Annotated in this window: 16 protein-coding genes; 6 read left to right on the forward strand and 10 right to left on the reverse strand. The window is 64.0% G+C overall.

Annotation, left to right across the window (positions count from 1 at the left end):
• The first annotated feature begins 11 nt into the window (after positions 1–11).
• Positions 12–1,535, forward strand: a complete 1,524-nt coding sequence (locus B7X65_RS03605) for a DASS family sodium-coupled anion symporter (RefSeq protein WP_293593013.1) — start codon at positions 12–14, stop codon at positions 1,533–1,535.
• A gap of 27 nt (positions 1,536–1,562) precedes the next feature.
• Positions 1,563–2,213, forward strand: coding sequence for a SagB/ThcOx family dehydrogenase (locus B7X65_RS03610; protein WP_293592755.1), 651 nt, complete (start codon positions 1,563–1,565; stop codon positions 2,211–2,213).
• 85 nt (positions 2,214–2,298) lie between these two features.
• Here B7X65_RS03610 and petA read toward each other — a convergent pair whose 3' ends face one another.
• The gene (gene petA, locus B7X65_RS03615) at positions 2,299–2,889 is read right to left on the reverse strand and encodes a ubiquinol-cytochrome c reductase iron-sulfur subunit (RefSeq protein ID WP_293593015.1); all 591 of its coding nucleotides are present in this window, start codon (positions 2,887–2,889) and stop codon (positions 2,299–2,301) included.
• 270 nt (positions 2,890–3,159) lie between these two features.
• Between petA and B7X65_RS03620 the strand changes: the two genes are divergently transcribed.
• From B7X65_RS03620 to B7X65_RS03630, 3 genes are all read left to right on the forward strand, one after another.
• The gene (locus tag B7X65_RS03620) at positions 3,160–4,524 is read left to right on the forward strand and encodes a sigma-54-dependent Fis family transcriptional regulator (protein ID WP_293592756.1); all 1,365 of its coding nucleotides are present in this window, start codon (positions 3,160–3,162) and stop codon (positions 4,522–4,524) included.
• 82 nt (positions 4,525–4,606) lie between these two features.
• Positions 4,607–5,365, forward strand: a complete 759-nt coding sequence (locus tag B7X65_RS03625; RefSeq protein WP_293592757.1) for a DUF4395 domain-containing protein — start codon at positions 4,607–4,609, stop codon at positions 5,363–5,365.
• Between the two features lie 147 nt (positions 5,366–5,512).
• On the forward strand, positions 5,513–6,205 hold the full coding sequence (locus tag B7X65_RS03630; RefSeq protein WP_293592758.1) for a class I SAM-dependent methyltransferase: 693 nt from the start codon (positions 5,513–5,515) through the stop codon (positions 6,203–6,205).
• Positions 6,206–6,221: 16 nt separating this feature from the next.
• Here B7X65_RS03630 and B7X65_RS03635 read toward each other — a convergent pair whose 3' ends face one another.
• Positions 6,222–7,148: an alpha/beta fold hydrolase gene (locus B7X65_RS03635; protein ID WP_293593017.1), complete on the reverse strand. Its 927-nt coding sequence runs from the start codon at positions 7,146–7,148 to the stop codon at positions 6,222–6,224.
• A complete protein-coding gene (locus tag B7X65_RS03640; RefSeq protein WP_293592760.1) occupies positions 7,148–7,288 on the reverse strand; it encodes a hypothetical protein in 141 nt (46 codons plus the stop codon). Before B7X65_RS03640 ends, B7X65_RS03635 begins: the two co-directional genes overlap by 1 nt.
• 434 nt (positions 7,289–7,722) lie before the next feature.
• Between B7X65_RS03640 and katG the strand changes: the two genes are divergently transcribed.
• The gene (gene katG / locus B7X65_RS03645; RefSeq protein WP_293592762.1) at positions 7,723–9,897 is read left to right on the forward strand and encodes a catalase/peroxidase HPI; all 2,175 of its coding nucleotides are present in this window, start codon (positions 7,723–7,725) and stop codon (positions 9,895–9,897) included.
• A 263-nt stretch (positions 9,898–10,160) separates the two neighbouring features.
• Here katG and B7X65_RS03650 read toward each other — a convergent pair whose 3' ends face one another.
• From B7X65_RS03650 to B7X65_RS03680, 7 genes are all read right to left on the reverse strand, one after another.
• Positions 10,161–10,400, reverse strand: coding sequence for a hypothetical protein (locus tag B7X65_RS03650; protein WP_293592764.1), 240 nt, complete (start codon positions 10,398–10,400; stop codon positions 10,161–10,163).
• Between the two features lie 51 nt (positions 10,401–10,451).
• Entirely contained in the window at positions 10,452–10,832 is a 381-nt protein-coding gene (locus tag B7X65_RS03655) for a rhodanese-like domain-containing protein (RefSeq protein WP_293592766.1), read from the reverse strand.
• 77 nt (positions 10,833–10,909) lie between these two features.
• Complete coding sequence (locus B7X65_RS03660) at positions 10,910–11,512, reverse strand: class I SAM-dependent methyltransferase (RefSeq protein ID WP_293592768.1); 603 nt, start codon at positions 11,510–11,512, stop codon at positions 10,910–10,912.
• Positions 11,509–12,855: a DUF3422 family protein gene (locus tag B7X65_RS03665; protein ID WP_293592771.1), complete on the reverse strand. Its 1,347-nt coding sequence runs from the start codon at positions 12,853–12,855 to the stop codon at positions 11,509–11,511. The genes B7X65_RS03660 and B7X65_RS03665 overlap by 4 nt, the downstream gene beginning before the upstream one ends.
• A gap of 115 nt (positions 12,856–12,970) precedes the next feature.
• On the reverse strand, positions 12,971–13,417 hold the full coding sequence (locus B7X65_RS03670; RefSeq protein WP_293592773.1) for an OsmC family protein: 447 nt from the start codon (positions 13,415–13,417) through the stop codon (positions 12,971–12,973).
• A gap of 28 nt (positions 13,418–13,445) precedes the next feature.
• Positions 13,446–13,670 carry a DUF2892 domain-containing protein gene (locus tag B7X65_RS03675; protein ID WP_293592775.1) on the reverse strand — a complete coding sequence of 75 codons (225 nt, stop codon included), beginning with the start codon at positions 13,668–13,670 and terminating at the stop codon, positions 13,446–13,448.
• A gap of 39 nt (positions 13,671–13,709) precedes the next feature.
• A complete protein-coding gene (locus B7X65_RS03680) occupies positions 13,710–14,981 on the reverse strand; it encodes an FAD/NAD(P)-binding oxidoreductase (protein WP_293592777.1) in 1,272 nt (423 codons plus the stop codon).
• Positions 14,982–14,995: the final 14 nt, after the last annotated feature.

A 14,995-nucleotide genomic window follows, 5' to 3' on the forward strand; every position in this document is an offset into this window, starting at 1 on the left:
ACCCTGCACCCATGGCGCCACCCCTTGCGCCCCCCATCACTCCCGCGCCCGGCAAGCCCGGCAGCGACATCGTCAAGCGGGTCGGCCTGGTCGCCGCCCTGGCGGCCCTGCTGGCCATCGTCTGGATGCCGGCACTGCAGGGCCTGCCCGCGGCCGGGCAGGTGATGCTGGCCATCCTGGCCTTTGCCGTGATTGTCTGGATGACCGAGGCGCTCGACTACGCCGTGAGCTCGGTGGTCATAGGCGCGCTCATGATTTTCCTGCTGGCCTATGCACCCGATGCGGCCAGGCCCGCCGGCCCCGACATGGGCACCGGCGCCGCGCTCGGCCTGGCCCTGTCCGGGTTTTCCAACAGCGCCGTGGCGCTGGTAGCTGCGGCCTGTTTCATTGCCGCGGCGATGTCTGCCACCGGGCTGGACCGGCGCATCGCGCTCAAGGTTCTGTCGAAAGTGGACGCGGGTACCAACCACATCGTGATCGGCGCCATGGTGACGGGTTTCCTGCTCTCCTTCATCGTGCCCAGCACCACGGCGCGTGTCGCCTGCCTGGTGCCCATCATGATGGGCTTCATCCTGGCTTTCAAGGTCGACAGGCGCAGCCGTTTTGCCGGCCTGCTGGTGATCACCGCGGCGCAAACCGCCAGCGTCTGGAACATCGGCATCAAGACGGCGGCGGCACAAAACATGGTGGCCATCGGTTTCATCGAGAAGCAGTTCGGCACCAGTATCAGCTGGACCGAGTGGTTTATTGCCGGTGCGCCCTTTTCGGCCGTGCTGAGCGTGGCGGTGTATTTCATCATGACCCGCCTGATGAAACCGGAGATGAAGGAAATTGCAGGTGGCCAGGCCACCATCCGGCAACAACTCGAAGCGATCGGGCCGATGACGCTGCGGCAATGGAAGCTGCTGGTCATCGTGCTGGTGCTGCTGGGCTTCTGGGCCACCGAAAAAGTACTGCACAACTTCGACACCTCCTCGACCACCATCGCGGCCATTGCCCTGATGCTGGTGCCGCGCCTGGGCGTGATGGACTGGAAGGAGTCGCAGCGCGGCTTCCCCTGGGGCACGGTGATCCTGTTTGCCGTCGGCATCAGCGTGGGCACCGCGCTGCTGAAAACAAGCGCGGCCGGCTGGCTGGCCAACCTGATCGTCCAGCACCTGGGGCTGCAGCAGGCCAGCGCGTTTGCGATCCTGATGCTGCTGTCGCTGTTCCTGATCGTGATCCACCTCGGCTTTGCCAGCGCCACGGCGCTGGCCTCGACCATGATCCCCATCATCATCAGCGTGCTGACGGCGGTCCAGACGCCGGGCATCAACGTGATCGGCATGACCATGCTGCTGCAGTTCGTGGTGAGTTTCGGCTTCATCCTGCCAGTCAACGCGCCGCAGAACATGATCGCCTACGGCACGGACACCTTCGACGCACGCGACTTCGTGCGCACCGGCCTGGTGATCACGCTGGCCGCCATGGCGCTGCTGGTCATCTTCGCGCTGACCTACTGGCCGTGGATGGGCTACATGACCAAAGCGGTTTAGGCAGAAACAGACACAAGGAGCAACGACATGACCACCCTGACCAAGCTCGCCCTCGGCATGATGGGCAAACTGCGACCGCAGCCGGCCTTGGGCAACGCGGCGGCCCAGATCAGCCTGCCGCCGCCCGACCGGCAGGCCGGGCTGCCGTTGATGCAGGCCCTGGCCCAGCGCCAGTCGCGCCGCGACTACAAGCCTGACCCGCTGCCGCTCGAGTTGCTGTCGGGCCTGCTCTGGGCCGCCTGCGGCGTCAACCGGACCGATGGCGGACGCACCGCGCCGTCGGCCCTCAACGCGCAGGAAATCGACATTTATGTGGCCTTGCCTGAAGGCACCTATTTCTACGACGCCGCCGGGCATCAACTGCAGCTGGTCGCCGGCGCCGACCTGCGGCGTGTGACCGGCTACCAGGATTTCGTGGATGAGGCGCCCATGGACCTGGTCTACGTCGCCAACCACCCGCGCATGTCGCTGGTGCCGGCCGGGCAGCGCGAGGCCTACGCCCATGTCGCCGCCGGCGCCATCACGCAGAACGTCTACCTGTTTGCGGCCAGCAGCGGCCTGGCCACGGTGATACGCGCCTGGATAGACCGCGCCGCCATCGCCGACGCGCTGGGCCTGAGCCATGACCAGCAGGTCCTGCTGTCGCAGACGGTCGGTTATCCGGCTGCTGCTCCCTGAAAGCGCGGCGAGGAGCTCCGCGAACGCTCCTGTTTTTATAGCGTCAGCGTAATATCCACGGTCGCCAGGGCCGATTTTGACTGAATCAGGCCGAACCGCTACTGTCTTCACCGATCAGCAGCTTGCCGTCAGCGATGTATCGGTGCGGCGGCACTTCCAGGTTGGTGGGCGCCGGCTTGTTCCTGAACACCCGCCCGGCCAGGTCAAAGGTTGAGCCATGGCAGGGGCAGAAAAATCCGCCTGCCCAGTCCGCACCCAGGCTGGGGTTGCCGGCGCCGGCGGGCACCTGGTTGGGCGAACAACCCAGGTGGGTGCATATGCCCACACCCACAAACACCTCGGGTCGGATGGAGCGCTGCGGGTTGCGCGCGTAGTCGGGCTGCTGGGCTTTTCTGGAGCCGGGATCGGCCAGGCTGGCATCGAGCAAGGGCAGGCTCGCCAGCATCTCGGGCGTGCGGCGCATGATCCACACCGGCTTGCCGCGCCACTCCACGGTCTTGATGCCGCCGGGCGGTATGTCGGAAATATCGACTTCCACGCTGGCACCCATGGCTCGCGCACGCTCACTGGGCGCGAAACTCGAGACAAAAGGGACAGCGACGGCCGCCATGCCCACACCCGCCACCGCTGCGGCAAGCAGCACCACCTGGCGGCGCTCCGCATCGTGGGCAGGCATGTCGCCGGCAGGGGCCGGGCTGGCTGGTAGTTCAGGAAAGGTGAAAGCCGGTGTCATGATGTTCCTCTGCCGTGTCACGGTGAAGGCACTGCGCTTTCGCCGTGTTTGGCCATCACCCTGTTCTCAAGAAACGTGCCGCCCCGGCTCTGGGGAAAAAAGCCAATTCAATCAAGGGCTGCTGCTTGTTCACCGAATGTCCGGCTCCGTCACGACTGTCATTTTTGGCAGTTTCTGGCAGTTTCTGGCAGCCGGCAGTACACTGCTGGCAGCATGAAAAACCTCGCCGCGCAACCCCTGCCGGAACTGGCGTCCTACCTCGAAGGCCTGGCCGAACCTCACATCCTGCTCGACGCGCAGTACCGCATCCTTGCGGCCAATGCCGCCTACCGCCGCCAGTTCAGCGCCGGGCGCGAGGTCGCGGGCCAGCTCTGCCATGAGGTCTCGCACCACTTCAGCGTTCCTTGCGACCAGGCCGGCGAGTCCTGTCCGCTGGCCCAGTCGCGCGAATCCGGGCAGCGTGAGCGGGTGCTGCACCTGCATCACACGCCACGGGGCGAGGAGTACGTCAACATCGAGCTCGCGCCGCTGCGAGACCACAAGGGCCGGCAAACTTTTTTTGTCGAGAAAATCGCGACGCAGCGCGCGGCGCAGGGCCAGCCTGCGGCCCAGGGCCTGATCGGGCGCGCGCCGGCCTTCCAGCACATGCTGGCGCTGGTCGCGCGGGTTGCACCGTCGCAGGCCACAGTGCTGCTGCTCGGGGAATCAGGCACGGGCAAGGAACTGGTGGCCCGGGCGGTGCATGAGACCAGTCCGCGCGCCCAGCGGGCCCTGGTGGCGGTGGACTGTGCCAGCCTGCCCGACAACCTGTTTGAGTCCGAGTTGTTCGGCCACGAACGGGGTGCCTTCACCGGCGCAAACACAGCCCGAGCCGGCCTGGTGGAAGCCGCCAGCGGCGGCACGCTGTTTCTCGATGAGGTCGGCGACATACCGCTGACCATGCAGGTCAAGCTGCTGCGCCTGCTGGAGACCGGCACCTACCGCCGCGTCGGCAGCACCGAGCTGCGCCATGCCGACATCCGCGTGGTCGCCGCCACCCACCGCGACCTGGAGCGCATGGTGGCCGAGGGACGTTTCCGTGAAGACCTCTACTACCGGCTGAGCATTTTCCCCATCCACCTGCCCGCCCTGCGCGAGCGGCGCGAGGACATTGGCCTGTTGGCAGCGGCCCTGCTGGCGCGCGTGGCGCCACAGCGCAAGCTGCAGATCAGCGAACCTGCCCTGCATTTGCTGCAAGTGCAGGACTTCCCCGGCAATGTACGTGAGTTGAGAAACCTTCTGGAGCGGGCGGCCTTGCTATGTGATGGCGATACGCTGGAGGTCGCTCATGTTGAGCAGGCGCTGATGTCGGGCCGGCGCCCGGTCAACGCACTGCAGCGCCAGCCGCAAGTCCCCGCCGCCGACACTGACGCCCGCGGCCTGGCGCACGCCACCTTGGCAACTGGCTCGCTCAAGACCATCGAGCGCAAGGCTCTGCATCAGTTGGTGGCCAGCCATCGCGGCAGTCGCGCGGAGCTGGCACAGAAGCTGGGCATCAGCGAGCGCTCGCTCTACCGCAAGCTCAAGGCACTTGAGTAGCGTTGGACAAAGCTGTGGGTTCCCCAGAGATTTGGGCCCGGATTCAGCAATAATTAAGAAATTGCTTATGAATTGAGATTCCATGAAACAAGCCATATTCCAGTTTGGACAGGACCACCCGGACTACCTGGTGCCCGTTCTCAACGAGCGGGCCGTGCGTGCCAGCGCCGGCATTTTTTTCTTCTTTGCCATGATTGCATTCATGAACGCCTGGCTACTGGGGAACTTTCTGCCCACGCGGGTTTTTGTAGTGGTTTTTTTGATGGACTTCAGCATACGGATCTTCATCAATCCAATCCACGCGCCCAGCCTCATCCTGGGGCAATGGGCCGTGCGCAAGCAACAACCAGAATGGGTGGGCGCGCCGCAAAAGCGCTTTGCGTGGGCCATCGGTTTTGTGCTGGCGCTGGTCATGTTGTACCTGATGGTGCTTAACAGCGTGGTGGGGCCCATCAACCTGCTGGTCTGCGGTGCTTGTCTCACTCTGATGTTTTTTGAATCGGCGTTCGGTATCTGCATCGGGTGCAAGCTTTACAACGTGTTCAACAAAGACAAGGCCCAGCTCTGCCCCGGTGGTGTGTGCGAGATTCCCGCTGGCACTGGCTCAAAAGTCAGCTTGGCCCAAGTGGCGGTGGTGGTGGTGTTTGCCGGGCTGACCGCAACCGTGGCACAGGCGGTGTACCGCACCGGCGGGCCGCCATCGCAACACGCCGCGCCTGCTAACCCGGCCTCGCCCACCGAATCAGACAACCCGGCCGATGCGCAGCGCTGCAAGGTGCCGGAGTTCGCCAAAGCCATCGGGCACGAGGAAAAATGGAAACTCCACAACAACTGCCAATGACAACCTGCGTGGAAACAGGCATTCGTTTGCTACTCTTAATATAGCTATATAACCAATAAACACGAGCGCTAGATCCATATTTTTCACAAACTTCATGTCATTTGCCTGCAAACTCCGGGTCCAATCGATTCATCACGACTTCACTGCATGAACACACCACTGATCACCGACGAACTCGACTTGCTGCAATCGCTGGTCGACCTGAACCAGCACCCGCAGATCATCGAACTGGGCTGCGGTGCCGCACACCTGTCGCGCCAGTTGCTGGCTCGATGGCCAAGGTGCGAAGTCACAGGGCTGGAGGTGGACGAGCGCCAACACGCCAAGAACCTGCTCAACCCGCAGCAGCGCCTGCAATTCGTTCAGGCGGGTGCGCAGGCCATTCCCTTTGAGGCGCAAGGTTTCGATCTGGCGCTGATGCTGAAATCCTTGCACCATGTCCCGCTGGATCAGCTGCGCCAAGCGCTGGCGGAAGTGCACCGTGTGCTGCGACCGGAAGGCCTGCTCTATATTTCAGAACCGGTGTTTTCCGGAGCGCTGAACGAGGTCATTCGCCTGTTCCACGATGAGGAGCAGGTGCGTGCCGCAGCGTTGCGCGCAGTGCGCGAAGCGGTGGCTTCAGGCGCATGGGAGCAAGTGACCGAAACCTTCTTCGACATGCCGGTGCACTACCGCGACTTTGCCGAGTTCGAACAGCGCATGATCGGCGTGACATTCGTCGATCACCGGCTGGACGCCCCTACCTTGCAGGCTGTACGTGAACGCTTTGAGTCGCACATGACAGCGGACGGGGCACACTTCGCGCGCCCGATGCGTGTCACCCTGCTACGCAAGTGCTGATCTCGTCCCAGCCGTGCTAAAGCCCTGGCGAATCGGTGTAGTTGGCAACCAATGCAGCGGGCGGCCCGGGTAGGGCTCCTGAAATGGCCTGCCGCAAAAACCCGATCAGTGCCGGCAGATGCACCGCCAGCGCGGTGCTGGGATCATGCCCGCCGGTGACAGCCAGGAACTGCACCTGGCCGGGCGACCCGGCAGCCTGCAGCCGCTGGGCATCGCCAAAGGGCACCACGGCGTCGTCAGTGCCATGCACCAGCAACACCGGGCAACGCAGGCGGGCCATGCTGGCCAGTGGGGCAATGTCATCAAAGCGCGCGCCAATCACCGCCTGCACATGGCGCATCACGTACCAGCCCAGCACGGGGTAAGGAATACGCGCCTCTGCCAGTAGCGAGCGCATGATGTCGCGGGGGTGGGCGAAGGCACTCAGGCTTACCACAGCCTGCACATCCGGTCGCCGCGTTGCACACAGCAGGGCGGCTCCGGCGCCCACCGAGTGGCCCATGACAGCCAGGCGCCTCTTGTCAATGTGCGCTTGCTGGTGCAGCCAGTCCAGACCGGCTTCAATGTCTTCCGCAAACCGGGGCAGCGAGGTAAACGTTGCGTCGTCACTCTGGCCGTGGCAGCGGGCGTCGACCAGCAGCACGGCAAAACCGGCAGCGTGCAGTGGCGCCAACGCTGGCAACATCAGGCTGGCGTTGGCGCCCCAGCCGTGCATCACCACCACCGCCGGGCTTGGCGTCTGGCCGGGTACCGGCACAAACCAGGCAAACAGCGTTTTGCCCTGCGCCGTGGGCAAGCGCACCACCTCGGCGGCCAGCCCCACATCACCCGGCGTGCGTTGGTGCGCCAGCCGTGGCGCCCGCAGCCCGCGCAAGATGAGCGCGTGGGCACCGCGGCGCAGCGCCAGCGCGCTGATCAATGCGATGGCGCTTGTGAGGAGCATCAAGGAAAAAGGGCCAGGGCCTGGCGCAGTTGAGCTTCGGTCCGCAGGTACTGCACTTGAATCACCTGGCCGTTGTCAAGCGTCCATGCGGCGGCGGCGCCAGCAATGGCGGCAGTCCATGGGGTCAACTGGATCTTCATGATTACGCATCAGGTTCGGCGGCAGGTGCCAGACAGAGACGCTATCGTAGGCTGGCTGATGCACATATCAGCGCGCCTGGGTGTTCAAAGCTTGACCTGGCCCAAACAGTTCATGATGAGAGGAACGCCGCCCTGCAACGACCGGGGAGTGCTGTTCCAGCCGACGCTGGCGGTCCTTTAACAACAGCCCGGCTGAAACATTGGCGCGCATTGAAACTTGCCGCTCGCCGTGTGGGCTTCCTGCCCCTGGACTATCGGGGCGATTGTTAAAAATGACATTCAAAACGCCTCCCGGTAAGTACACTGAATCTTCGATCGAAAAGGTGGCACGCGGTGTTTGAAATCTTTCAAACAGTGCGGTACGACAGGCTCTTCACAGCAGATCGTCTCACTTTGGCGAACTTCAATTGACGATGCCATGAACGGAGATTTATATGGACCTGAAGAATCTGAACACTGCTGGCAAATGCCCGGTGATGCACGGCGGTAACACGGCCACCGGCAACTCGAACATGGCGTGGTGGCCGAAGGCGCTGAACCTGGACATCCTCCATCAGCACGACACCAAGACCAACCCCATGGGCGAGGACTTCAACTACCGGGAAGAAGTCAAAAAGCTCGACGTCACAGCGCTCAAGAAGGATCTGACCGCCTTCATGACCGACAGCAAGGACTGGTGGCCCGCTGACTGGGGCCACTATGGCGGCCTGATGATTCGCATGGCCTGGCACTCGGCCGGCTCTTACCGCATCGCCGACGGCCGCGGCGGCGCCGGCACAGGCAACCAGCGCTTCGCGCCGCTGAACTCCTGGCCCGACAACGTGAACCTGGACAAGGCGCGTCGGTTGCTCTGGCCCATCAAGAAAAAATACGGCAACAAGCTCAGTTGGGCCGACCTGATCGTCCTGGCCGGTACTGTGGCCTATGAATCCATGGGCCTGAAGACCTTCGGATTTGCCTTTGGCCGGACCGACATCTGGCATCCGGAAGAGGACATCTACTGGGGCTCCGAAAAAGAATGGCTGGCCCCCAGCGGCAGCGAAAACAGCCGCTACTCCGGCGAGCGCGATCTGGAAAACCCGCTGGCCGCCGTGATGATGGGCCTGATTTACGTCAACCCGGAAGGCGTCGACGGCAAGCCTGACCCGCTCAGAACCGCGCAAGACGTTCGCGTGACTTTTCTGCGCATGGCGATGAACGACGAAGAAACCGTGGCCCTGACCGCCGGGGGGCACACGGTTGGCAAATCCCATGGCAATGGCGATGCCAAACTGCTGGGCCCCGTCCCCGAGGGCGCCGATGTGGACGAACAAGGCCTGGGCTGGATGAACAAAACCACCCGCAGCATTGGCCGCGACACCATGTCCAGCGGCATCGAAGGCGCCTGGACGACCCATCCGACCCAGTGGGATAACGGCTACTTCCAGCTGCTGCTCGGTTATGACTGGGAACTTACCAAGAGCCCGGCTGGCGCCTGGCAGTACAAGCCGGTGAACATCCGGCCAGAAGACATGCCGGTGGACGTGGAAGACCCCTCTATCCGCTGCATGCCCATGATGACCGATGCCGACATGGCCATGAAGATGGACCCGGCCTACCGGGTCATTGCCGAGCGTTTCCACAAGGACCCCGACTACTTCTCGAAAGTCTTTGCGCGCGCCTGGTTCAAGCTGACCCACCGCGACCTGGGTCCGAAGGCCCGCTACATCGGACCCGAGGTGCCCGAGGAAAACCTGATCTGGCAGGACCCGGTACCCGCAGGCCGCACCGACTACGACGTGGCAGCGGTGAAGGCAAAAATTGCAGCCAGCGGCCTGAGCGTCAGCGACATGGTCACCACCGCCTGGGACAGTGCCCGCACCTACCGTGGTTCGGACATGCGCGGTGGCGCCAACGGTGCCCGCATCCGGCTCGCCCCGCAAAAAGACTGGGAAGGCAATGAACCCGCGCGCTTGGCCAGGGTGCTGGGCGTGCTTGAAGGCATTGCCACCGGGAGTGGCGCCAGTGTGGCGGATGTGATTGTGCTGGCCGGTAACCTCGGCGTGGAGCAGGCGGCCAAGGCCGCGGGTTTCGACATCACGGTAGCGTTCGCTGCGGGCCGTGGTGATGCGACCCAGGATGCCACGGATGTCGAATCGTTCGAAGCGCTGGAGCCTGTCCATGACGGCTACCGCAACTGGCTCAAGAAGGACTACGCGGTCAGTGCCGAAGAGTTGTTGCTCGACCGCACGCAGCTGATGGGCTTGACCGCCCACGAGATGACGGCGCTGGTGGGCGGCCTGCGCGTTCTGGGCGCCAACCACGGCGGCACACGGCACGGCGTGTTGACCGATCGCGCAGGTGCTTTGACGAACGATTTCTTCGTGAACCTGACCGACATGGCCTACACGTGGAAGCCCACCAGCAAAAACCTGTACGACATCTGCGACCGCAAGACGGGTCAGGTCAAGTGGACAGCCACCCGGGTGGATCTGGTGTTCGGCTCCAACGCCATCCTGCGCGCCTATGCCGAGGTTTATGCGCAGGACGACAACCAGGAAAAGTTCGTGAAGGACTTTGTCGCCGCATGGACCAAGGTCATGAACGCTGACCGCTTCGATCTGGCCTGAGCTCTGGTCGACATCCCCACGCCGTGCATCAAGGTGGCGTGGGGGCCATCCGGCCCCTTCGAGCGCCATGGCACCCGGATCTGCTGCGGTCGCGCCCTGCACCGTCCCAGCCTCTGCCAAGGCCATGGTCCGTGAGGGAACGTGGCAGTGGCACAAGCACTTCCTGTGACCAGAATTTGCTATCTATTAGATAGCTACTGGCGCAATACAGGCAAGGTCTGAAGGCACTTTTCATCACAATCAGGACACCTGCCGCGGCAGGCTCAGGGCTCCCGTGCGCCAGCGCGTGCGGCGGTCACCCTGCGCCAGAGTCGCAGAACCAACAGCACCAGGGGCATGGCGTGAATGAACAGGTCGAAGATGTCCAGGGGTCGGGACAGCGTGCCCTGGCCCAGCATCCGCAATTTTTCAATCAGGTGCGGTTCGGGCGTGATCGGCGCCACGGCCATCCAGAGCGCCAGGACGACCAGCCAGACCAGTGGAATGCGGTCCAGCCACCTCATGACCAGACTCCCTGCGGCCGCTGCGGGCCACGCGGGCAAACGTGCAGGACATCATTCAAAGGACGGTGCCTCCGGCTTGACCACCGGCTTGCCGGCCGCCACCCAGCCATCGAAGCCGCCGGCAATCGACTGCACGTTCAGGTAACCCATCTCGTGCAGGGCCGCGCCGCACAGGGCGGCGCGTCCGCTGGTCTTGCAGTACAGCACGATCTTCAGGTCGCGCGGTTGCAGCGCCGGGGTGCTGCTGAACTTGAACTCGAGCAGGCCGCGCGGGACGAGGACCGCACCGGCCAGGTGGCCGGCGGCGTATTCATCGGCTTCGCGCACGTCCACCAGCACGTCGGCATCGCGCAGGGCGGTTTCAGCGTCTGACACGGTAATTTCCTGCACGCGGGTTTTGGCGGCGGCGACGAGATCATGGGCGGTTTTCATGGGTAGCTCCTGGCTTCAAGTGAATAAAAAAATTGGGCTCTGTTTCGCACGCACCCCTTGCGGGGGTGCAGAAAATTTCATCTCAGACGCTGGCCAACCCAGCGCGTGACATGGGCCGGGCCCTGATGGCCCGGGCCTTCGGACAGGGCAGTGTCGCCCTCCCATGACAGCACCGGAGCCAGCAGGCCGGCAAAATCGCCGGCCAGCATCTCGGGGGTGTAAAGCATGTCGGGGTCTTTGGGGCCCCCGCTGGTGTGCGCCAGTTGTGCGGGATGAAAGGCCTCCAGCACCAGCCAGCCGCCGGGGCGCAGGCCCAGCGCCAAGCGGCGGTGGGCTGCGCAACGGATGGCGCCCGGCAGGTGGGTGTAAATCAGCACCACGGCGTCAAAGGCAGCCGGTGGGGGCGACCACTCACCCAGGTCGGCCAGTATGGTGGTCAGCGCGACACCGTGGCTGGCTGCCAGTTCGCGCGCCTTCTTCAGGCCGACCTCCGAATAGTCCACCGCCGTCACGCGGTGCCCCTGCCGGGCCAGCCAGACGCCATTGCGTCCTTCGCCATCACCCGGCACCAGCACGTCGGCGGGCGGCGTCAGGCGGTCGGCCTGCTCACGCAGAAAGGTATTGGGGCTGGTGCCGTATTTGTAGTCCGGACCGGAATAACGCTGATCCCAGAAGTTCATGGTGCGCGAATTTTTTCGTGGATGCGGCGCGTGGTGCGCCACACGCCCCACAAGACCAGCGGAATCAGGGCGCCGGCGGCGATCTCAGGGTTGATGGGCGCACCGGCAGCCTTGAACGCCTTGCCCACATACAGCAACAGGCTCACCACGTAATACGAGATGGCGGCAATCGACAAGCCCTCCACCGTGGATTGCAGGCGCAATTGCAGTTCCTGCCCGCGCGTGAGTTTTTCCAGCAGTTGCTGGTTCTGCACCTCGGTGGCAATGTCCACGCGCGTACGCAGCAGCGCGCTGGTGCGCGACACCCGCTCGGACAGGGAAGCCAGCCGCTGTGCCGTGGCCTCTACCGTGGCCATGGCCGGCGACAGGCGGCGCTGCATGAATTCACCCAGGAGCTGGGTGCCGGAAATGGGTTTCTCGCGCAGCTCCGCGATGCGCTGGCCGACCAGCGCGCTGTAGGCGCGCGTGGCCGAGAAGCGGTAGCTGTGCTCGGCCGTGGCGCGCTCCACCCGGGCCGCCAGCGACACCAGGGTGTCCAGCAGCTCCTGGTCGGAGGCCGATTTGTTTTCGAGCCGCGCCGTGATGTCGGCCAGTTGCCCTTCGGCCTCGGCCAGCATGGGGCCCAGCGCCTTGGCCACGGGCAGGCCGCGCAGCGCCATCAGGCGGTAGGTTTCGAGTTCCAGCAGGCGCTGGGAGATGCGGCCGGCACGCATGTCGGTCATGACCGGCGGGGCGATCACCAACATGCGCTCGAAACCGTCGACGCCCAGGTGAAATGCGGTCAGCGCCCACGAGTGTCCGTTGCCCAGCTGCGAAGCCACCACGGCACGGCCTCCGAACCAGGCCAGCGCCTGTGCCATCAGGGCCCCCTCGCCGGACAGATCGCCATGAACCATGGCCAGTTGGATGGCGGCCACCGTTTTCCCGGGAATGCCAGGCAGCCAGCCCGGCGCGACCACCGGGGCCGACAGCAGGGGCGGCTCGGTGGCACCCAACAGCGCGCTGGCGGGCAGCGACTGCACGATGGCGTAACGCGTGAACTCGGTGTGCCGCTCCCACTGGACGAGGTAACCCTCGCAGCGCAGGCTCAGGAAGTTGCCCTGCAGGCTGTCCAGCGGCAAATCCTGCTGGCCCGGCAGGCGGCGCAGGTGCGCGCACTCCTGCTCGCGCGTCACGCCGGCATTGAGCACCGCCACGTAGATGATGAGCGCCGGCAGCCGCACGCGGGCCGAGGGTCGCGCATGCAGTTCGTTGTGCAACACGGCACGCTGCGCATCGTCGGGCGGCAACAAGGCGAAAGATGCAGCGAAGGAAGCCGCAGAAGAAGGCAGGCTGGAAGTCATCGCCTGATGCTACTGTTTTGATAGCAGCCTGCGCTTTCCCGGCAAGGGATGATGCCTCTTTTCATGAAGAATCCCCCTGTGCCTGGAAGCGGAAGGTGTGGAAGACCGGCACGATTTATTTCAGGCGCTGACCGGTACTGTCGGAAATCTCGATGGTGATCGGAATGCCCTGTCCCACACTCTGGGTGACGGTGCAGAACGCCTCGAACTGCTCGAGCACGCGGTCCAGGTGCTGCAGCGAGGCAGCCGGCACACCCAGCGTCATCTGCGCTGTCATGGCCAGCACCCGCAGGCGCCCTTCCGGGTTGCGGCCCACCTGCGAGGTGATGTCGCAGCGCATCGGCTCCGGGGCCTGCTTGAACTTGCGCAGCGCAAACAGCAGCGAATCGCTCAGGCAGTTGCCGACGGCGGCGCTGAGCAGCTGCACCGGCGAGGGCCCGAGACCCGTCCCCAGGGGCGCCGGTTCATCGCCGGTCAGCACCGGAATGGCTCCGCCAAACTGGATGTCAAAGCGGTAGTCGTGCTGCTGAACCAGGCTGACCTGGACGAGGGTGTCGCTCATGGCGCCTCCGGGTTGAAGATGAACAGGATCAGGTACCGCAGGAAAACTTGGACTCGGGCACGCCCAGTTTCTTGAGGATGAAGCCGAGCGGGCACATGTTGGTGAACCCGAACTGGAACAGGTTGAAGCCCACAAAGGCGGTAAAGGCCAGGGCCCACTTGCTCACAAACAGCGGGCTGCCCTCGATGCCGAGTGCGAGCGAAGCCAGGATGAAGAGGCCGGCAATGATGCGGATGTAACGTTCGACGGTCATGAAATTCTCCAGAGAGTTAAAAAAACAAAAAAACGGTTTTTATTTCAGGCGCACGATGCCCAGGAGCTTGAGCACGTACTTCTCATACACCGGCTCCGAGTTGCCGGTTTTCATCTTGCGGATGAAATACTTCTCGAACGCGATCTTGGCCAGGTGCACCCATTTGCCCTTCTTGAACCAGTTCACGTTGCGCGGCGGTATCTGCGGCAGGGCCACAAAGGCCGCGCCCGTGTCGCCCATGTCGGCCAGGCAGATCGCGTTCCAGGTAGCCTTGGCCTGCACCGGCCGGCCGGCAATTTCGTCGGCGATGTTGTGGGTGATCGCGGTCACCATGGTCTCTATCATGTAACCGGTCTTGGGCGCACCCGTCGGCACAGGCGTGACCTCTACCGGCGGGATGGCGACGCAGACGCCGGCCGCAAAGATGCTGGGCCAGGCCTTGCTGCGCTGGTGTTCGTCGATCAGCACAAAGCCGCGCGGGTTGCACAGCCCCGGCACCGCCGCCACCGCGTCCACGCCCTTGAAGGCCGGCAGCATCATGGACAGCCTGAACGGGACTTCATGCTCCTTGTACACATTGCCGAGGTCATCGACCTGGGTGACAAACATTTTCCCGTCCTCGACACGCGTGGTCTTGGCGTTGGTGATCCACTTCATGTCGTGGCCGCGCATCTCCGACTCCATCATGGACTTGCTGTCGCCGACACCGCCCAGGCCCAGGTGGCCGATGTAGGGCTCGCTGGTCACGAAGGTGATGGGCACCAGGTGGCGCAGCTTGCGCTTGCGCAGGTCGGCGTCGAGGATGAAGGCGAATTCGTAGGCCGGCCCGAAACAGCTGGCCATCGGCATGGCGCCAATGACGACCGGGCCGGGATTCTTGAGGAAGTCCTGGTATTCCGCCCAGAATGCTTCGGCGTGCGCCACGGTGCACACGGAATGGGTGTGTCCGCCGTGGGGGCCGGCACCGGGAACCTCGTCAAAGCTGAGCTTGGGCCCAGTGGTGATCACCAGGTAGTCGTAGTCCAGGCTGTCGCCGCCTTCCAGCGTCAGGCGCCTGGCCTCGGCGTCGATGGTGGTGACGGCCTTGGGCACAAAGGCGATGCCCTTGCGCTCCAGCAGGGGGGCGATCTTCAGCACGATGTCGTCCCGCGTGCGCCAGCCCACCGCCACCCAGGGGTTGGAGGGCACGAACTGGAAATAGTCCACCGCGCTGACCACCGTGATCTTGTGCTCGGGCGGAAGCAGCTCCCGCATTTCGTAGGCAGCCGGCATGCCGCCTATTCCGGCACCCATGATGATGATGTTGGCCATGTCTTGTCTCCTTG

Source organism: Polaromonas sp. 39-63-25, assembly GCF_002278925.1.
Classification (GTDB): domain Bacteria; phylum Pseudomonadota; class Gammaproteobacteria; order Burkholderiales; family Burkholderiaceae_C; genus Polaromonas.

Excerpts from the sequence above, each read along its gene's own strand:
- B7X65_RS03630 (WP_293592758.1), top strand. The coding sequence starts at position 5,513 with ATGAACACACCACTGATCACCGACGAACTCGACTTGCTGCAATCGCTG.
- B7X65_RS03660 (WP_293592768.1), bottom strand. The coding sequence starts at position 11,512 with ATGAACTTCTGGGATCAGCGTTATTCCGGTCCGGACTACAAATACGGC.
- katG (WP_293592762.1), top strand. The coding sequence starts at position 7,723 with ATGGACCTGAAGAATCTGAACACTGCTGGCAAATGCCCGGTGATGCAC.
- B7X65_RS03675 (WP_293592775.1), bottom strand. The coding sequence starts at position 13,670 with ATGACCGTCGAACGTTACATCCGCATCATTGCCGGCCTCTTCATCCTG.
- B7X65_RS03680 (WP_293592777.1), bottom strand. The coding sequence starts at position 14,981 with ATGGCCAACATCATCATCATGGGTGCCGGAATAGGCGGCATGCCGGCT.
- B7X65_RS03635 (WP_293593017.1), bottom strand. The coding sequence starts at position 7,148 with ATGCTCCTCACAAGCGCCATCGCATTGATCAGCGCGCTGGCGCTGCGC.
- B7X65_RS03640 (WP_293592760.1), bottom strand. The coding sequence starts at position 7,288 with ATGAAGATCCAGTTGACCCCATGGACTGCCGCCATTGCTGGCGCCGCC.
- B7X65_RS03610 (WP_293592755.1), top strand. The coding sequence starts at position 1,563 with ATGACCACCCTGACCAAGCTCGCCCTCGGCATGATGGGCAAACTGCGA.
- B7X65_RS03655 (WP_293592766.1), bottom strand. The coding sequence starts at position 10,832 with ATGAAAACCGCCCATGATCTCGTCGCCGCCGCCAAAACCCGCGTGCAG.
- petA (WP_293593015.1), bottom strand. The coding sequence starts at position 2,889 with ATGCCTGCCCACGATGCGGAGCGCCGCCAGGTGGTGCTGCTTGCCGCA.
- B7X65_RS03670 (WP_293592773.1), bottom strand. The coding sequence starts at position 13,417 with ATGAGCGACACCCTCGTCCAGGTCAGCCTGGTTCAGCAGCACGACTAC.
- B7X65_RS03620 (WP_293592756.1), top strand. The coding sequence starts at position 3,160 with ATGAAAAACCTCGCCGCGCAACCCCTGCCGGAACTGGCGTCCTACCTC.
- B7X65_RS03605 (WP_293593013.1), top strand. The coding sequence starts at position 12 with ATGGCGCCACCCCTTGCGCCCCCCATCACTCCCGCGCCCGGCAAGCCC.
- B7X65_RS03650 (WP_293592764.1), bottom strand. The coding sequence starts at position 10,400 with ATGAGGTGGCTGGACCGCATTCCACTGGTCTGGCTGGTCGTCCTGGCG.
- B7X65_RS03665 (WP_293592771.1), bottom strand. The coding sequence starts at position 12,855 with ATGACTTCCAGCCTGCCTTCTTCTGCGGCTTCCTTCGCTGCATCTTTC.
- B7X65_RS03625 (WP_293592757.1), top strand. The coding sequence starts at position 4,607 with ATGAAACAAGCCATATTCCAGTTTGGACAGGACCACCCGGACTACCTG.